Origin of the sequence: Nocardia iowensis, from assembly GCF_019222765.1 — a bacterium.
GTDB lineage: Bacteria > Actinomycetota > Actinomycetes > Mycobacteriales > Mycobacteriaceae > Nocardia > Nocardia iowensis.
In genome coordinates, this window is sequence record NZ_CP078145.1 from 2770603 (window position 1) to 2788886 (window position 18284).

The 18284-nt window shown below is 67.4% G+C and carries 13 protein-coding genes and 1 pseudogene; 10 read left to right on the forward strand and 4 right to left on the reverse strand.

Translation table 11 applies throughout. The annotated features are described in order from the left end of the window. Positions 1–61: 61 nt before the first annotated feature. From KV110_RS12750 to KV110_RS12760, 3 genes are all read left to right on the forward strand, one after another. Positions 62–619, forward strand: a complete 558-nt coding sequence (locus tag KV110_RS12750; protein ID WP_246634499.1) for a sugar O-acetyltransferase — start codon at positions 62–64, stop codon at positions 617–619. Between the two features lie 37 nt (positions 620–656). After that, positions 657–1796, forward strand: coding sequence for an AAA family ATPase (locus tag KV110_RS12755; RefSeq protein ID WP_218476159.1), 1140 nt, complete (start codon positions 657–659; stop codon positions 1794–1796). Positions 1797–1915: 119 nt separating this feature from the next. Continuing rightward, positions 1916–2335 carry a VOC family protein gene (locus tag KV110_RS12760; protein WP_218476161.1) on the forward strand — a complete coding sequence of 140 codons (420 nt, stop codon included), beginning with the start codon at positions 1916–1918 and terminating at the stop codon, positions 2333–2335. A gap of 37 nt (positions 2336–2372) precedes the next feature. Here the strand turns inward: KV110_RS12760 and KV110_RS12765 are convergent, their stop codons facing one another. Next, positions 2373–2870, reverse strand: a complete 498-nt coding sequence (locus KV110_RS12765; protein WP_218476163.1) for a nitroreductase/quinone reductase family protein — start codon at positions 2868–2870, stop codon at positions 2373–2375. Between the two features lie 113 nt (positions 2871–2983). On the opposite strand from KV110_RS12765, the gene ppc reads away from it, so the two are divergent. Next, entirely contained in the window at positions 2984–5755 is a 2772-nt protein-coding gene (gene ppc, locus KV110_RS12770) for a phosphoenolpyruvate carboxylase (RefSeq protein WP_218476164.1), read from the forward strand. Positions 5756–5798: 43 nt separating this feature from the next. Here ppc and KV110_RS12775 read toward each other — a convergent pair whose 3' ends face one another. After that, positions 5799–6701, reverse strand: a complete 903-nt coding sequence (locus tag KV110_RS12775; RefSeq protein WP_218476166.1) for a LysR family transcriptional regulator — start codon at positions 6699–6701, stop codon at positions 5799–5801. Between the two features lie 71 nt (positions 6702–6772). Here KV110_RS12775 and KV110_RS12780 point away from each other — a divergent pair, with 71 nt between their 5' ends. The 6 genes and pseudogenes from KV110_RS12780 to KV110_RS41400 all read left to right on the forward strand — a co-directional run. Beyond that, positions 6773–8554 carry a gamma-glutamyltransferase family protein gene (locus KV110_RS12780; RefSeq protein ID WP_218476168.1) on the forward strand — a complete coding sequence of 594 codons (1782 nt, stop codon included), beginning with the start codon at positions 6773–6775 and terminating at the stop codon, positions 8552–8554. Positions 8555–8715: 161 nt separating this feature from the next. After that, positions 8716–10347 carry an ABC transporter substrate-binding protein gene (locus KV110_RS12785; protein WP_218476169.1) on the forward strand — a complete coding sequence of 544 codons (1632 nt, stop codon included), beginning with the start codon at positions 8716–8718 and terminating at the stop codon, positions 10345–10347. Positions 10348–10530: 183 nt separating this feature from the next. After that, entirely contained in the window at positions 10531–12162 is a 1632-nt protein-coding gene (locus tag KV110_RS12790) for an ABC transporter substrate-binding protein (protein ID WP_218476171.1), read from the forward strand. Between the two features lie 6 nt (positions 12163–12168). Next, on the forward strand, positions 12169–13125 hold the full coding sequence (locus KV110_RS12795) for an ABC transporter permease (protein WP_218476172.1): 957 nt from the start codon (positions 12169–12171) through the stop codon (positions 13123–13125). After that, the gene (locus KV110_RS12800) at positions 13122–14033 is read left to right on the forward strand and encodes an ABC transporter permease (RefSeq protein WP_218476174.1); all 912 of its coding nucleotides are present in this window, start codon (positions 13122–13124) and stop codon (positions 14031–14033) included. Before KV110_RS12795 ends, KV110_RS12800 begins: the two co-directional genes overlap by 4 nt. A gap of 13 nt (positions 14034–14046) precedes the next feature. Further along, positions 14047–15708: pseudogene (locus KV110_RS41400) on the forward strand (ABC transporter ATP-binding protein); the annotation flags it as partial. A gap of 1393 nt (positions 15709–17101) precedes the next feature. On the opposite strand, the gene KV110_RS12810 reads toward KV110_RS41400, so the two are convergent. Together KV110_RS12810 and KV110_RS12815 are read right to left on the reverse strand one after the other, a co-directional pair. Next, positions 17102–17509, reverse strand: a complete 408-nt coding sequence (locus tag KV110_RS12810) for a RidA family protein (protein ID WP_218476178.1) — start codon at positions 17507–17509, stop codon at positions 17102–17104. A 3-nt stretch (positions 17510–17512) separates the two neighbouring features. Then, entirely contained in the window at positions 17513–18280 is a 768-nt protein-coding gene (locus tag KV110_RS12815; protein ID WP_218476179.1) for an IclR family transcriptional regulator, read from the reverse strand. Between the last annotated feature and the right edge of the window lie 4 nt (positions 18281–18284).

An 18284-nucleotide genomic window follows, 5' to 3' on the forward strand; every position in this document is an offset into this window, starting at 1 on the left:
GCGGCGGCAGCTTTCGACGGCTGCCGCCGCCGTGTCCCGTTCGCTCGCTAGGGTGGCGTGGGTGGGTGAGATGAAGGAGCGGATGCTCCGCGGGGAGTTGTACCGGGACAATGATCCGGAGCTGGAGGCGGAGCGGCTGCGGGCGCAGCGGTTGTGCGATGAGTTCAATCGGAGCGAAGCCGACGAGCGCGAGCGGCGCGACGCGGTGTTACGGGAGTTGCTCGGAAAGTTCGGCGAGGGATCGTGGATCAGGCCGCGATTCCAGTGTGACTACGGTTATCTGATCGAGATCGGCACCAACAGTTTCCTGAATTTCGATGCGATCCTGCTCGATTGCGCGCCGATCAGCATCGGCAACGACGTGTCGATCGGGCCACGATGCCAATTACTCACGGCCCTGCATCCGATGCAAGACCATGAATTGCGCAGGCAGCGGTGGGAAACCGCGGCGCCGATCCGGATCGGCGACAACGTCTGGTTCGGCGGCGGCGTCATCGTGTGCCCCGGAGTCACCGTCGGCGACGACACCGTGGTCGGTGCGGGCAGCGTTGTCACCCGCGATCTGCCATCCGGCGTGTTCGCGGCGGGTAATCCGGCGCGGGTGATCCGGCAGTTGTAGCGGGCCACCTGTCGTAGCGGATCGTTAGCCTTGGGGCATGTTGCGCACGCTGGCTGTCGAGAACTACCGGTCGTTACGACAGCTGGCGATGCCGCTGGGTCGGTTGAACGTGGTGACCGGCGCCAACGGCAGCGGCAAATCCAGCCTGTATCGGACGCTGCGGCTGCTGGCGGATTTCTCGCGGAACGGTGCCATCGCGGCATTGGCGCGGGAAGGCGGCGTGGCGTCGACCCTGTGGGCGGGACAGGGCGGCCTCGGCGACGGAACCGCCATGCTCGATCCGATCGGAGTGCGCGTCGGCTTCGCCGGCGAAGACTTCGGCTACGCCGCCGAACTCGGCATGCCGGTGCCCGATGCCACCTCCATGTTCAACCTCGACCCGGTGATCAAGACCGAGGCGGTCTGGGCCGGGCCGGTTCTGCGCCCCGCCACCCTGCTGGCGGAGCGCGGCGGGCCGGTGGTGCGACTACGCGACGACAACGGCGGCTGGGCGATGGTCCCGCACGCGCTGCAACCGTTCGACAGCATGCTCAGCGAACTGGCGGACCCGCAGAGCGCCCCGGACCTGCTGATCCTGCGGGAGCGCATCCGATCCTGGCGCTTCTACGACCACCTGCGCACCGACGTCGACGCACCGGCCCGCGCGCCGCAGGTGGGAACCAGGACCACCGTCCTCGGCCACGACGGCGCGGACCTGGCGGCCGCCCTGCAAACCATCCGCGAGATCGGCGACGCGGACATCCTCGACCAGGCCGTCGACCGCGCCTTCCCGGGCAGCGAGGTCGAAATCATCGACCGCGACGGCAGATTCGAGCTGGCCCTCTACCAGCGCGGCCTGGTGCGCCCGCTCGGCGGCGCCGAACTCTCCGACGGCACCCTGCGCTACCTGCTCCTGGTCGCCGCCCTACTGACCCCGCGCCCACCAGAACTTCTGGTCCTCAACGAGCCCGAAACCAGCCTGCACCCCGAACTACTCACTCCGCTCGCCGAGCTCATCGCCACCGTCGCCGAGCACACCCAGGTCGTCGTGGTCACCCACGCCCAGCCCCTGGTCGCCGCACTGACCGAGAGCGCCGACGAGCTGCACACCATCGAACTGGTCAAGGAAAACGGCGCGACGACCATCGCCGGCCAAGGCAGGCTGGACCAGCCGCCTTGGTACTGGCCGAAGCGCTGAACCGAAGCCCGGCTTCGGCCATAATTCTGGCCTGTGACCACGAACACCGACGTAGCCGATGAATCCCGCTCGGCTCCGCCGTCAGTAGTGTTGTCCCGCTTAACGAAGGAGAAAATGCAATGAGCAACGGCAAGGACCTCGCACTTACCCACGTCGCTGTGCTGGTCGGTGACCAGGAGAGGGCGCTCGAGTTCTATCGGGATGTGATCGGGCTCGAGGTGCGGCAGGATCTGCCGTTCGGCGGGGTTCGCTGGCTGACGGTCGGACCCGCCGCGCAGCCGGGGCTGGAGTTCCTGCTCGAGGTGCCCGAAATGGTGCCGGACGAGCAGGCGCGCGAGGCGGCGCGGGCCCGGCTGGCGAGCGGTGCGCAGGGCACGCTGATCTTCACCACCGAGGCCGTCGACGAGACGTTCGCCCGGCTGCGCGACGCGGGCGTCGAGGTCACCCAGGAGCCGGTCACGCAGCCCTACGGCATGCGCGACTGCGGGTTGCGCGACCCGTGGGGCAATCACCTCAGGTTCTCCCAGGTGCTCGGCTGACCTACCGATCGGGTAGGCCCCGGGGACTGCCCGGGGATCACCCGGCGCGGGTCAGTACCGCGATCGGCAACTTCCGCGAGGTGAGCGCCTGATAGGTCTCGAAATCCGGATACTGGGCCGCCAAGGTGCGCCAGCGCTCGTCGTATTCGGCGGGGTCGGTGACCACCCTGGCGGTCACCGGCCAGCTCTCCCGGCCGACGCGTACCTCGCCGCCGCCAGCGGCCACCAGATTGAGCCACCAGTTCGGCGGCTTCGGATTCCCGCCGAATGAACCGCTGACCAGCAGATCATCGCCGTCACGGATCAACATCAGCACCACCGACCGCGGCTCGCCCGACTTCCGTCCGATCACGGTCAGCTGGAACACCGGACGGCCCAGCCATTTTCCGAACATCGAGCCGCCGAACCTGCGGTACAGGCTGCTGTGGACGCGGCCATGGAACCGGCTGATCGCGGTCAACCGCGTGCTGGCGAAATGCACGAATCGGCCGGTGCGCGTTAGCGAGACGCGGTCATGGGGGCTGTTCTCGGCCATGGTCGTCCTCACGAGCGATGCGGTGCCGTCCGAGTCACGGTACCGCCGCCCCGACGACACGGTGTGGGATCCGTCGCATACCAACGCAGGGCCGACCGCAATACTGTCTGATCATGGGCGAATCGACGAGCGAGACGCAACAGGACGCCATTAGACCGCTACGCGACGACATCCGATTTCTGGGTGGCGTACTCGGCGACACCATCCGTGACCACGAGGGCCCCGAGGTGTTCGACCTCATCGAACGGGTGCGCATCGAGGCGTTCCGGGTGCGGCGCGCGGAGGTCGAGCGCAGCGCGGTCGCGGAAATGCTCGACGGTGTCGATATCGCGGTCGCGCTGCCGCTGATCCGCGCGTTCAGCTATTTCGTGCTGCTGGCCAACCTGGCCGAGGACATCCAGCGCGACCGCCGCCGCAAGGCGCACCAGGCGGCCGGTGAGCCGCCGCAGGACTCCTCGCTGGCCGCCACCTATCGCAAGCTGGACGCGGCCGCGCTGGACGGCGCCGAGGTGGCCGACCTGCTGGCCGACGCGCTGGTGTCGCCGGTGATCACCGCGCACCCGACCGAGACCCGTCGCCGCACCGTCTTCGATGTGCAGACCCGGATCACCGAGCTGATGCGGCTGCGCCAGCGCTACACCGAAACCGAGCGGGAGCGCACCGAATTCGAGCAGCAGATCCGTCGGCAGGTGCTCAGCCTGTGGCGCACCGCGCTGATCCGGTTGGCGCGGTTGCGGATCCAGGACGAGATCTCGGTGGGCCTGCGCTACTACGAGCTCACCCTGTTCGACGTGATCCCCGCCATCAACGCGGAAGTGCGTGCGGCACTGCGCTCCCGCTGGCCGGGCGCGGAACTGCTGGCGCGCCCGATCCTGCGGCCCGGCTCGTGGATCGGCGGCGACCGCGACGGAAACCCCTATGTCACAGCGGATGTGGTTCGGCAGGCCGGGCATCAAGCGGCGACGGTCGCCTTCACCCGGTATCTGCGCGACCTGGTAGAGCTGGAGAAGGCGCTGGCGCTGTCGGCTCGGCTGGTTCCGGTGACGCCCGCGGTGGCCGCGCTGGCCGAGGCCGGATACCCCGATCCGGCCGCCCACGCCGACGAACCGTATCGCCGTGCGCTGCACACCATCCGGGGTCGGCTGACGGCGACCGCCCGGCGCGCGCTCGGCGAGGTGCCGCGCAACGGGTTGGATGTCGGCGCGCCGCCGTACCCGACACCGCAGGCGGTGCTGGACGATCTCGACGCGGTGGACGCCTCGCTGCGCGCCAGCGGCGACGGCCTGCTCGCCGACGACCGCCTCGCCGCACTGCGGCACGCGATCGAGACCTTCGGCTTCCACCTGCAGGGCCTGGACATGCGGCAGAACTCCGAGGTACACGAGCAGGTGGTCGCCGAGCTACTGGCCTGGGCCGGTGTGCATCCGGACTACCCGAGCCTGCCCGAACACCAGCGCGTCGAGTTGCTCGCGGCCGAGCTGCGCACCCGCCGCCCGCTGCTCGGCCCGTATGCCCGGCTGAGCGAGCTGGCCCGCAAGGAAGTCGACATCGTCTGTGCCGCACGCGATGTGGTGGATACCTTCGGCGCCGAGGCGGTGCCCAACTACATCATCAGCATGTGCACCTCGGTCAGCGACATGCTGGAGGCGGCGCTGCTGCTGAAGGAGGGTGGGCTGCTCGATCCCGGCGAGTTGGCCGGGCCGCCGACCTGTTCGGTGGGCATCGTTCCGCTGTTCGAGACGATCGAGGACCTCGATGCCGGCGCGGCGACGCTGGCCGCGGCACTGGATATTCCGGTGTATCGGGACCTGGTCGCGTCGCGCGGGATGCGGCAGGAAGTGATGCTCGGGTACTCGGATTCGAACAAGGACGGCGGGTACCTGGCCGCGAACTGGGCGCTGTACCGGGCCGAACTCGATCTGGTGGAGGTGGCGCGCAAGACCGGAATCAGGTTGCGGCTGTTCCACGGTCGCGGCGGCACCGTCGGTCGCGGCGGCGGCCGCAGCTACGACGCCATCCTCGCCCAGCCAGCGGGCGCCGTGCGCGGTTCGCTGCGGCTGACCGAGCAAGGGGAGGTGATCGCCGCCAAGTACGCCGAACCCGGTGCGGCGCATCGGAACCTGGAGTCGCTCATCGCGGGCACGCTGGAATCGACGCTGTTCGACGTGGAAGGACTCGGTCCGGACGCCGAACCGTCCTACGAGATCATGGACGACCTGGCCGCCCGCGCCCGTGCGGCGTACTCGCGACTGGTGCACGAAACACCGGGATTCGTCGAGTATTTCCGGCAGTCCACCCCGGTGGCCGAGGTCGGCGACCTGAACATCGGCAGCAGGCCCGCCTCGCGCAAACCGACCAACTCGGTATCGGATCTGCGCGCCATCCCGTGGGTGATGTCCTGGAGCCAGGCCAGGGTGATGCTGCCCGGCTGGTACGGCACCGGGACCGCGTTGGCGGAGTGGATCGGCGGCGACCCCGACCGGCTGGCGACCCTGACCGATCTGTACCGCCGCTGGCCGTTCTTCCGCACCGTGCTGTCGAACCTGGCCCAGGTGATGGCCAAGAGCGACCTCGACATCGCCGCCCGCTACGCCGAGTTGGTCGAGGACGCGGCGCTGCGCGAGCAGATCTTCGGCATGATCCGCGACGAGCATGCCAGGACCATCCGCATGCACGCCGCGATCACCGGCAACGATCACCTGCTCGCCGACAACCCGTCACTGGCCGAATCGATCCACAACCGCTTCCCGTACCTGGAGCCGTTGAACCAGATGCAGGTGGAGCTGTTGCGCAGGCTCCGCGCGGGCGACGACTCGGAGCTGGTCAAGCGCGGCATCCTGCTGACCATGAACGGTCTCGCCACGGCGTTGCGCAACTCGGGCTAGTGAAACCCTCGCCCCGACGGGCGCGGTCAGACGACGTCACCGGTCATGCGGTGGCTGATCGCGCCCGTTCGGCAGCACTCAGCGTGGTATCGACGAATGCCTGCGCCGCCGCGGTGAGCGGCCCGCTGCGGTGCACCAGCCACTGCGGTAGCTTCTCCGGCGGGTCGAATCGATAGACCGCCGCGCCCGCGCGGCAGGCCAGGTCGTGCCAGCCGTCGGGCATCAGGCCCGCGCCGATGCCGCGCAGCACCATCGGCAGCACGACGCTGCGGTCGCCGACCTCGGCGGCGATATGCAGTTCGCCCACGGTGGCGGCGAGCCGGTCGAAGCGGGCCCGGACGGCGGTGGCGGGCTGAGTGATCACAAAACTCATGCCGCGCAGGTCTTCTGGCGTCACCGTGCCGTTGCTGCCGATCTCGGTGCCCGGCGGCGCGACGAGCAGGAACTGTTCGTCGCGCAGGTGATGGGCCACCAAGCCCCGGCCCGCGGGTCGTTCCGCGCTACCGCACACGCCGGCCTCGCAACGCCCGCGCAACACCATGGCGACCACCTCCGCCGCCGAAAGGGCCGACCAGGTGCCGACGGTCAGGCCGGGGTGGTGCTCGCGCAGTTCGGCGATGGTGCTGATCACCGGCTCCAGCGTCGAGGACGAGGTCGCCGCCACGTCGACCCGGCCGACGACACCCGCGCCGACCGCCTGCGCGGCGGCCCGCAGCGCGTCCAGATCACGCAGCACCTGCCGCGCCCGATCGGCCATGAATTCGCCGGCATTGCTGAGGACGGCATTGCGGCCGACCCGGTGGAACAGCGCCACCCCGAGCTCGCGCTCGAGCTTGCCGATCGCCCGCGACAGCGACGGCTGAGCTACCCGTAAAGCGCGCGCAGCGTGGGTGAACCCGCCGTGTTCCACGATCGCGACGAAGTACTCCAACTGCCTACGTTCCATAACCAAAGACTATCGGTTTGGTGCCATAGATGTCTTGGACGTACGTACCGGTGTAGGGAGATACTCGGCTGGTGTTCACCACGCGTCCTACCTTGCAGGGCACCTTCGGGATGGTGTCGTCCACCCACTGGCTCGCCTCGGCCGCCGCGATGGCGGTACTCGAGGACGACGGCAACGCATTCGACGCGGCGGTCGCCGCGGGGTTCGTGTTGCACGTGGTCGAGCCGCACCTGAACGGTCCCGCCGGGGAGGTGCCGATCATCCTCGCACCCGCGGGGCTGCCGCCGCGAGTGTTGTGCGGTCAGGGCCCGGCACCGGCCGGTGCGTCGATCGCCCGCTACAACGCGCTCGGCCTGGACTTGGTGCCCGGCACCGGTCCGCTGGCTGCCGCGGTGCCCGGTGCGTTCGATGCCTGGATGGTGCTGCTGCGCGATCACGGCACCAAGCGACTCGCCGAGGTGCTGTCGTATGCGATCGGCAATGCCGAGCGGGGACATCCGGCGGTCGAACGGATCGGCGAGACCGTGCAGACGGTCCAGGAGCTGTTCGAGAACGAGTGGACAAGTTCCGCGGAGGTCTACCTGCGCGACGGCAAGGCGCCCGCCGCCGGTGCGCTGCTGCGGAATCCGGCGTTGGCCGCGACCTGGCGGCGACTGATCGCCGAAGCCGAGGCGGCGAGTGCGGATCGGGACGCCCAGATCGAAGCCGCGCGGCGTATCTGGCGTGAAGGGTTCATCGCCGAGGCACTGGTCAAGATGGCCGCGTGCCCGACCATGGACACCTCCGGTGAGCGGCACGTTGGCGCGTTGTCCGGTGACGATCTCGCGAATTTCGCTGCCTCGTACGAGAATCCGGTCACCTACACCTGGAACGGATGGACCGTCGCGAAGCCGGGCCTGTGGAGTCAGGGACCGGTCATGCTGCAGCAACTGGCGTTGCTGCCGGAACGGCTGGAATACGGCACGCCGGAGTACTACCACACCCTGATCGAGGGCTCGAAGCTCGCGATGGCCGACCGGGAGGCGTGGTACGGCGACAGCACGCAGGTGTCGCTCGCGACGCTGTTGTCGCCCTGGTACAACGCCCAGCGCAGCGCGCTGATCGGACCGCAGGCGTCCTACGAACTGCGGCCCGGCAGCCCGGACGGCCAGCGGCCGCGATTGAGTGCCTACGCACAGACCAATTCCATTGGCGCCACGGAGGTTCCGCTCGGTGCGGGGGAGCCGACGGTGGCCACCTCCGGCGCGACCCGCGGCGATACCTGTCAGCTCGATATCGTCGACCGTTGGGGCAATATGATCGCAGCGACCCCGAGTGGTGGCTGGCTGCAATCCAATCCGGTGGTGCCGGAACTCGGTTTCCCACTCGGCACCCGACTACAGATGGCATGGCTGGAACCGGGCCTACCCAATTCGCTACAGCCGGGTCGTCGTCCGCGCACCACCCTCAGCCCGTCGCTGGCGTTGCGCGACGGCGAGGCCGTCATGGCGTTCGGTACGCCGGGCGGCGATCAACAGGATCAATGGAGCCTGCATTTCTTTCTCGCCGTCGCCATGCGGGAAAAGGTGCGTGGCGGGCTCGATCTGCAGGGCGCCATCGACGCGCCGAACTGGCATCAGGAAAGCTTCCCCGGTTCGTTCTACCCGCGCGCGATGAGCCCGGGGCAGGTCTTCGTCGAGTCGCGGATCGGCACCGAGGTCATCGCCGACCTGGAACGACGTGGTCACCGCGTCACGGTGGGCGATCCGTGGTCGGAAGGCCGGCTGTGCGCGGTGGCTCGCGACCGGGAAAACGGTGTACTTTCAGCGGGGGCCAATCCACGCGGCATGCAGGGCTACGCCGCGGGACGATAACTTCACAGCGAATGGGAATAGCGGTCCGGATAATGCCGGATCGCTATTTTTCGTACCCTTTTTTCGTTCGCGCCGTTTCGTACGATGACGAAAAAGAGAACAATCTACGAAAATGATTACCCGGCGAGAAAAGTGCGAAACCTTGAAGTATCTTGTAGCGCATGCTCGCTCGCTTCACGCGGATGCTGGTGCTCGGCGTCACCGCCGTCGCGCTCGCCTCCTGCGCACCGGTACAGCACCCCGCTGGAACCGCAACGCACACAGATCATTACGGCACGCCCGTGGGTACGCAGCCAGTACGTGAGGGCGGCGAACTGGTGATGGGCCTGTCCGCCGAACCCGACAAGCTCGACCCGACCACCTCGAGCTCGCTCTACACGCGTTACGTCATGAACTCGATCTGCGAGAAGCTCTACGACAACGACGCCGCCGGAAACCTGGTGCCGCAGTTGGCCACCGCGCTGCCCGCCGTCTCCGAGGACGGGCTGACCGTGACCATTCCGGTTCGCACCGGAATCAAGTTCGCCGACGGCACACCGTTCGACGCGGCCGCGGTGCAGACCAGCCTGCAACGGCACCTCACCATGAAGACCTCGCAGCGGACCAGCGAGATGGGTCCGATCGCCGGTATCGAGACGGCTGACCCGTCGCAGGTGGTGATCCGATACAAGAAGCCGTTCGCGCCGATCACCGCCGCGCTCGCCGACCGGGCCGGGATGATCATGTCGCCGGCCGAACTCGCGAAGGGCGAGGGTAAGAACTTCGCCGATAACCCGGTGTGCGTCGGGCCGTTCAAATTCGTCAAGCGCATCCCGCAGACCTCGATCATCGTCGAGCGCGACCCGTTGTATTACGACGCGAAGAACGTGCACCTCGACAAGATCACCTACCGGATCATGATCGACGCCAATATTCGCGCGGCGAACCTGCGCTCCGGTGATATCCAGGTCGCCGACACCATCTCACCGCAGGATGTCGACGCGCTGGCCAAGGACCCCGATCTCCGGCTGCTGGAAACGGGTTCGCTCGGCTACCAAGGTATTTACCTCAACATCGGCAACGTGGACGGCGTTGGCAAACCCGCCAAGCCGATCGACACCCCGCTCGCCAAGGATGCGCGTGTCCGGCAGGCCTTCTCGCTGAGCATCCATCGGCAGGCACTGGTCGATACCGTGTTCAACAACTGGTTCGAGCCCGCGTGCTCGGCAATCGTGCCGAAGAGCACCTTCGCCACGCCCGCCGGAACCGCCTGCCCCGCTTATGATCCGCAGCGGTCGCGGCAATTGCTCGCGGAAGCGGGTGTGCAGCTGCCCTATCCGATCACGTTGCAGGTCAGCAACACGCAGGACGAACTCCGGTACGCCCAGGCGCTACAGGCCAATGTCGCGGAGGGTGGCTTCGACCTGAAAATCGTGCCCACCGAATACTCGACGCTGCTGGATGTGCAGAAGCGCGGCACCTATGAGGCCCTGCTGCTCGGCTGGTCGGGCCGACTCGACCCGGACGCCAATATCACCCGGTTCCTGACCACCGGCTCGGGCGCCAACTATGGCGGTTTCAGCTCACCCGCACTCGACGACGTGCTGGCCAGGGCCGCACGCACCAGCGATATCGCGCAGCGCGCCGAACTGTACGGCCAGGCCACCCAGATCATTCAGCAGGAGAACCCGTACCTCTACACCTACCGGAAACGGTTGCTGACCGTGCACAGCACGCAGGTGACCGGCATCGAGGGCTACGCCGACGGTGTCGTGCGACTCGGCAAGGCCGCCTTCACGGATCCGAAGAACTGAAAAAGCGCGCCGCGCAACGGCAGCTGCACACCGAACAGGAATAGCGGTCCGGAATCGCCGGACCGCTATTTCCCGTACCCTTTTCAGGTCGCCGTCATTTCCGGTAGTGGCGCTAAAGAGAACAATGCACGAAAATGAATGGTGGATGCGAAAAATACAGCATGTTGAAGTATGTTGTAGCGCATGCTCGTTCGCTCCACTCGGATGGCGGTCCTCGGTGTCGTCGCCGCCGTCCTCGCTGCCTGCGCACCGACGCAACATCCGACCCCGCCCGCGACGCACGTCGACGATTACGGCACGCCCGTTGGTACGCAGCCGGTGCGTGAGGGCGGTGATCTGGTGATGGGCCTGTCGAACGATCCCGACAAGCTCGACCCGACCACGTCCAGCTCGCTCTATATGCGCTACGTGATGAGCACCGTCTGCGAGAAGCTCTACGACAACGACTCGTCCGGAAACCTGGTGCCGCAGTTGGCCACCGCGCTGCCGGACATCTCGCCCGACGGGCTGACGGTGACCATTCCGGTCCGCACCGGTATCCAATTCGCCGACGGCACACCGTTCAACGCGGCGGCGGTCGAGACGAGCTTGCAGCGGCACTGGAAGATGGAAGGCTCCCAGCGCACCGGTGAGATGGGTGCGATCGAGGATATCGAGGCCGCCGACGCGTCGCACGTGGTGATCAAATACTCGCAGCCGTTCGCGCCGATCACCGCCGCGCTCGCCGACCGCGCCGGAATGATCATGTCGCCCGCCGCGCTGAAGGAGCGGGACAAGAACTTCGGCGATCACCCGGTGTGCGTCGGGCCGTTCAAATTCGTCAAGCGGGTACCGCAGACCTCCATATCGGTGGCGCGCGACCCGCTGTACTACGACGCGAAGAACGTGCACTTCGACACCATCACCTATCGGATCATGGCCGATCCCAAGATGCGCGCATCGAATCTGCGGTCCGGTGACATTCAGGTCGCCGACACCATCTCGCCGCAGGACGTGGACGCGCTGGCCAATTATCCGCAGCTGCGCGTGCTGCAGTCGGGATCGTTCGGCTTCCAGGGCCTGTATATCAATATCGGCAATGTCGACGGCGCGGGTAAACCGATCAAGCCGATCAATACCGCGATCGCGAAGGATCCACGGGTCCGGCTGGCATTCTCGCTGAGCACCGACCGCCCGGCACTGGTCGAGAAGGTATTCAACAACTGGTACGAGCCTGCCTGCGGGCCGATCGCGCCGCGCACCTCGTACGCCACCCGCGCCAGTACCGCCTGCCCCCTGTTCGATCCGCAGCGGTCAAGGGAACTGCTCACCGAGGCGGGCGTGCAGATCCCGTATCCGGTCACCATCCAGGTGATGAACGTCCAGGATCAGCTCCAGTACGCACAGGCGTTGCGGGACAGCGTCGCCGAGGGCGGCTTCGATCTGAAGATCGTGCCCGCCGAGTACTCGACCATGCTGGACGCGCAGAAGAAGGGCACCTACGAGGCCTTGCTGCTCGGCTGGTCGGGCCGTATCGACCCGGACGGCAACACCTCTCGGTTCCTCACCACCGGCTCGAACGGTAATTACAGCGGATTCAACTCGCCCACCCTGGACGACCTCCTCGGCTGGGCCGCGCACAGTACGAGCGCCGCGCAGCGCGGCGCCCTGTACGAGCAGGCGGTGCGATTCATCCAACGGGAGAACCCGTATATCTACACCTACCGTCTGCGTAACTTGACCGTGCACTCGACGTGGGTCACGGGCATCGAGGTGTACGCCGACGGCGCAGTGCGGCTCGGCAAGGCCGCGTTCGTCGCGGATCGGAAGGGCTGAAAATCCATGTTGCAGTACGTGTTCCATCGGCTATGGCAGTCCGCGGTGACGCTGGTGCTCGCCTCGATCGTGGTCTTCCTCGGGGTGCGGGCGCTGCCCGGTGATCCGGCGACGACGCTGGCGGGCGAGGACGCCAATCCGGAGGCCATCGCCGCCGTCCGCGCCGAACTCGGCCTGGACCAGTCGGTGTTCGTGCAGTATCTGGAGTTCGTCAAGAACTCGCTGAGCGGTGATTTCGGGCGGTCGATCCGCACCGGGACGCCCGTCATGGACATGATCGGCACGACACTGCCGGTGACCGTGCAACTCGCGGTGTACGCGATGCTCATCGCGGTGCTGGCCGGGGTGATCGGCGGTGTGCTCGCCGCGGTGTATCGCGGCCGCTGGCCGGAGTGGGCCGCCAACGGGTTCTCCCTGGTCGCGTTGTCGGTGCCCACCTTCTGGGTCGGTATCCTCGCCGTGCTGTATCTGTCGGTGAAGCTCAACTGGTTCCCGGCCTCCGGGTACGTGTCGCCGTTCGAGCATCCGCTGCGCGGCCTCTACTTCTTGACCTTGCCCGCGATCATCCTCGGTCTCGCGCACGCGGCGGTGGTGCAGCGGCAGACGCGGTCGTCGATGGTGGAGACGCTGACCGCCGACTTCGTGCGCACGGCGCGGGCCAAGGGGCTCAGCCGCGGCGCGGTCATCTTCCGATTCGGCTTGCGCAACAGCCTGATCGTGGTCACCACGATCGTCGGCCTGCAGCTCGGCGGGCTCATCGCGGGCGCGGTGGTCACCGAGCGCATCTTCAGTCTGCCCGGCATGGGCAAGCTCACCCTCGACTCGGTGTTCACCCGCGACTACCCGGTGATCCAGGCGGTCGTCATGGTGATCGCCGCGTCCTACATCGTGATCAACCTGCTGGTCGATGTGCTGTACACGGTGATCGACCCCCGCGTGCGAGTGTCCGGGAGGGCGCAATGACAGTCACCGATACTCCGGTCGCCGAAACCAGTCCCGGCGTCGAAACCGCGGTCCAAACTCCGCCGCTGGCCGCGGTGCGTGGGCGGGTGCTGCGCCAGCTGTGGCACAACCCGCTCGGCATGGTCGGCGCGGTACTGCTGCTGATCGTGATCTTCGTCGGGGTGTTCGCGCCATGGCTGGCGCCCTATTCACCCTCCGAGGTGCACTTCCCGACGCCGTTCCAGCAGCCCGGTACCGTCGGATACCTTTTGGGCACAGACGATCTGGGGCGCGACATCTTCTCCCGGGTGCTGTACGGCACGCGTGCCTCGCTCGAGGTCGGCGCGCTGTCGGTGCTCTGCGCGGTCGCCATCGGGGTGCCGCTCGGCCTGCTGGCCGGGTACTGGCGGATGCTGGACGCGGTGCTGTCGCGGCTGTCCGATGTGTTGCTCGCGTTCCCGTTCCTGATCATCGCGGTCGGCCTGACCGCGATCAACGGCGGCGGACTCACCGAGGCCGCGATCGCGATCGGCATCTCGCAGGTGCCGATCATGATGCGGGTCGTGCGCGCGGAAACGTTGCGGCTCAAGGAAACCGACTTCGTGCTCGCCGCGAACACCATGGACGTGCCGTCCTGGCGCATCCTCGGAGAGCACATCTTGCCCAACTCGCTGGCGCCGATCATCGTGCAGGCCACGGTGATCATGCCGACGGCGGTGCTCGGCGAGGCGATCCTGTCCTTCCTCGGGCTCGGCATCAAACCGCCCGCGCCCAGCCTGGGCATCATGCTGTCCGACGCACAGCAGTATCTGCTCCGCACCCCGTGGCCGGGCATCTTCCCCGGTGTGGCGCTGGCGATCATCTGCTTGGGATTCAACCTCTTCGGCGACGCCCTGCGGGACGCGCTCGACCCGAAGACACGGCGCTGAAGGAGCTTTTGCAATGACCGACACACTCTTGGAGATCAGCGATCTGCGGGTGTCCTTCGGCGACGTGACCGCCGTGCGGAGCGCGGACCTGGTCATCCAGCCGGGGGAGCGGGTCGCGGTGGTCGGTGCCTCCGGCTCGGGGAAATCGACACTGGCACACGCGATCATGGGCCTGCTGCCCGGCTCCGGTGTGGTCACCGGTGGCAGCATCCGGTGGCGCGGGGAGGACATCACCCATGCCGACGAGAAGCGGCTGCGCCAGTTGCGCGGCAAAGATATCGGGCTGGTGCCGCAGGACCCGATGTCGAACCTGAACCCGGTCTCCCGGGTGGGCCGTCAGGTCTCGGAAACCCTGCTGGCGCACCGGATTTGCACGCGGCGCGCGGCAAAGGAACGGGCCATCGAACTGCTCGGCCAAGCCGGACTGCCGGAGCCGGCCCGGCGGGCGCGGCAGTACCCGCACGAGTTCTCCGGTGGTATGCGGCAGCGCGCGCTGATCGCCATCGGCCTGGCCTGCCGCCCGGATCTGCTGATCGCCGACGAACCGACCTCGGCACTGGATGTGACCGTGCAGCGGCAGATCCTGGACCACCTGGAGAAGCTGACCCAAGAGCTCGGCACCGCGCTGCTGCTGGTGACCCACGACCTGGGACTCGCGGCGGAGCGGGCGGACCGGGTGGTGGTGATGTCGGACGGCCGGATCGTCGAGTCCGGTCCGGCGCGCCAGGTGCTGACCGATCCGCAGGAGGACTACACGCGGCGGCTGGTCGCGGCGGCGCCCGCGCTCATCGGACCGCGACGCAGCGACACCGTCGCCGCTGACGCCGATGGCAAGGTTGCCCTGGACAAGGCCGCCGACGGCAAAGTCGCGGTGACCAAGGTTGTCGAGAGCGCCGATAAAGCGGCTCCGATACTGGAGGTTTCCGGTATCAGCAAGGAGTACCGGATCCGCGGTCGCGGTGGGGTGTTGCGCGCGGTCGACGACGTGTCGTTCACCATCGGTCGCGGCCGCACGACCGCGATCGTCGGCGAGTCCGGATCGGGAAAGACCACTACCGCGCGGATGGTGCTCGGCCTGGTGCCCGCCACCTCCGGCACCATCCGGTTGGACGGCGTCGAGATGGTCGGGCAGCAGGGTGCGCAGCTGCGCGCGGCGCGGCTGGCGATGCAGCCGGTGTTCCAAGACCCTTATGCGTCACTGGATCCGATGTGGACGGTCGAGCGGTTGATCACCGAGCCGCTGCGCGCCTTCCGCATCGGCGACCGGGAGTCCCGTCGTAAGCGGGTCGCCGAATTGCTGGACCAGGTGGCGCTGCCCGCCGCGCTCGCACAGCGCTACCCGAACGAGCTGTCCGGCGGTCAGCGGCAGCGTGTCGCGATCGCCCGCGCCCTGGCCATCGAGCCGCGGCTGGTCGTCTGCGACGAAGCGGTGTCGGCACTGGATGTCCTTGTGCAGGACCAGATCTTGACGCTGCTGTCGTCACTGCAAGACCGGCTCGGAGTCAGCTACCTGTTCATTTCGCACGACCTGGCCGTCGTCCGGGCGCTGGCCCACGATGTAGTCGTGATGCGGGACGGTCGGGTGGTGGAACAAGGTCCGGTCGAGCAGGTGCTCACCGCACCCGCCGACGCGTACACCCGCCAACTGCTCGACGCGATCCCGGGCGCGGGCGTTGTCGGTGGAGTCTCGACGGACGTTTTGGACGAAGCCGTTGCTGACGACTCGAAGGAGGCCGTCGCTGCGGAGGAGCCGGAAGAAGCTGCTGCGGTGGCGGTTGCGACGACACCGGTCGTCGTGGACGAGCCCGAGGAAACAGCTTCCGCGGACGACGAAGCCGTTGCCGTGGTTGCCGAGCAGGAAGCCGTTCCGGTAGCTGCGTCGTCGGATGTTGCTTCGGTGGCTGAGCCGGAAACTGCTGCCGCTGACACTGATTCGGAAGAAGCTGTCGCTGCGGACGAGCCTGCGGAAGCAGCTGTGGTTCATGAGGCGACGGAAGATGTCGCCGTTGTCGATCCGGCGGAAGCCGTCCCCGCAGCTGCGTCGTTGGACGTCGCTCCAGTGGCGGAGCCGGAAGCAGCTGTCGCCGTCCCCGATTCCACGGCAGCGGTCGCTGCGGACGCGCCTGAGAAAGCAGCTTCGACGGACGATGAGACCGTCAGCGTGGCCGACGCGGCGGAAGCCGTCCCCGCAGCCGAGCCGCTGGAGGTTCCTCCGGCGGTTGAGCCGGAAACCGCTACAGCTGTTGCCGATGCCGAGGAAGCGGTTGCTGCGGCGGGGCCCGTGAAGTCCGTCGCGGCGGACAAGTTCGAACCGGAAACGGCGGTGGTCGAAGCTACTTCCGAGGCAGGCACCGTCGCGGGCGAGCCGGAGGAAGCTCCTGTCACGGGTCCCTCAGAAGAGGTTGTCAACGCGAGCGCGGTGACGGACGGCGTCGCGGCAAGCGAGCCCGAGGAATCGACTGTGGGTGCGGCTGCGGTCCCTGCGGACGAGCCCAAGAAGGCTGCCGCCGTGCGCAAGCCGAGGAAAGCCGCGCCAAGGAAGGCGGCCGCCGCGGGCGAGCCCACGAAGGCTGCGACCGCGCGTAAGCCGAGGAAGACAGCAGCCGCGAGTCAGGACAAGCAGGCTGCCTCGGCGGGCGAGCCCAAGAAGACGGGCTCCGGGGCGGCGGCCAAGAAGGCGACGGGCACCGCGGCTGCGGCGAAGAAGACGGTCGCGGCCAAGAAAGCGACAGGTACTGCGACCGCCGCCAAGAAGACGGTCGCGGCCAAGAAGACCGCCGCAGCGAAGACAACCGCAGCGAAGAAAACAACCGCAGCGAAGAAGACGGTCGCGGCCAAGAAGACAGCTGCGGTCAAGAAGACCTCCGCGGCCAAGAAAGTCGGCTCCGCGGGGACACCCACCACCGACGCTGCCACAGGTAGTGGACCGACCGCGGAAGGCTGAGAGCGGGAATAGCCGACTGCAAAGCCCATGGGCCACAGTCGGCCCGAGGTTCCGCGTCGCGGCTGACTACGCGACGCGGCTGCGGCCGCCCCGCCCACATCTGGGGCGGGGCGGCTGCTTCGTCTTATTCAGTGACGATCGCGATCGCGTCGATCTCGACGAGCATTTCCTCGCGCGGCAGTCCCGTGAACACGGTTGTGCGGCTGGGCAATACGTCACCGGTGGTATTGGCATTGACGAACTCGCCGTAGGCCTCGTTCATCGCGCCGAAGTCGTCGCGGGTGGTCAGGTAGACACGCAGCATCACCACATCGTCGAACGTCGCCCCGCTCGCGTCGACGATCGCCTTCACATTTTGCAACGTCCGGATGGTCTGTGCCGCAACGTCGCCCGGGTACAGGTATTCGTTGGTTATCGGGTCCACCGGACCCTGTCCAGAGACCTGCACGAACGGTCCCTTGCGCACGCCTTGGGAGAAGGTGTGCGCGGGCGCGGGCGCGTCGGTGGTGCGGATGGCGATCTTGTCACTCATGGGTCAGCCTTTCGTGGCGGTGGTTCGGCCGGGAATCCAGCCGAGTTCGGCGGAGATGGCGTCGGCAGCGGCGCGAACCCGCGGCAGTTCGGCCAATACCTGGTCGTGGTCGAGCAGCATGTCCGGCACCGACATGGAGACCGCGGCGACCACCGCGCCGGTGCCGTTGCGCACCGGAACACCGATGCAGTTGACGAAGCTCTCGTGTTCCTCGTGGTCTTCCGCATAGCCGAGGGCGGCAACCTTTTCCAGCTCGGCCAGGTAGCGCTCGGGGGTGCGGATGGTTCGTTCGGTGAACGGGTGGTAGTCGATCTTCTCGGCGATGGTCCGCCATTCCGGGCGGGGCAGCGACGAGATGAGCACCTTGCCGACGGCGGTGCAGTGCAGCGGCGCCGGACGGCCCACTCGGGAGTACATGCGCACGCTCTGGGTGGCGTCGAGTTTGTCGATGTAGATGACGTCGCCGGACTCGTAGGTGGCCAGATGGATCGTCTGCTTGGTGTCGGCGTTCAAGGCGCTCAGGTGCGGCCGCGCGAGGGTGCGCACATCGCGCTGCTCCAGGGTGCGGTTGGCCAGTTCGAACAGTCGCGACCCGAGCACGTATCGGTGCTGGCTGTCGTGGGTGACGAAGCGCTGCGCCTCCATCGTCTGCAGCAGCCGCAGCACTGTCGACTTGTGCACGCCGAGCTGGGTGGCCAGCTGGTCCAACGATCGCGAATCCTCGCCAAGGGCAACGAGAATGGTCAACGCGCGCGACAAACTCTGACTCATGACT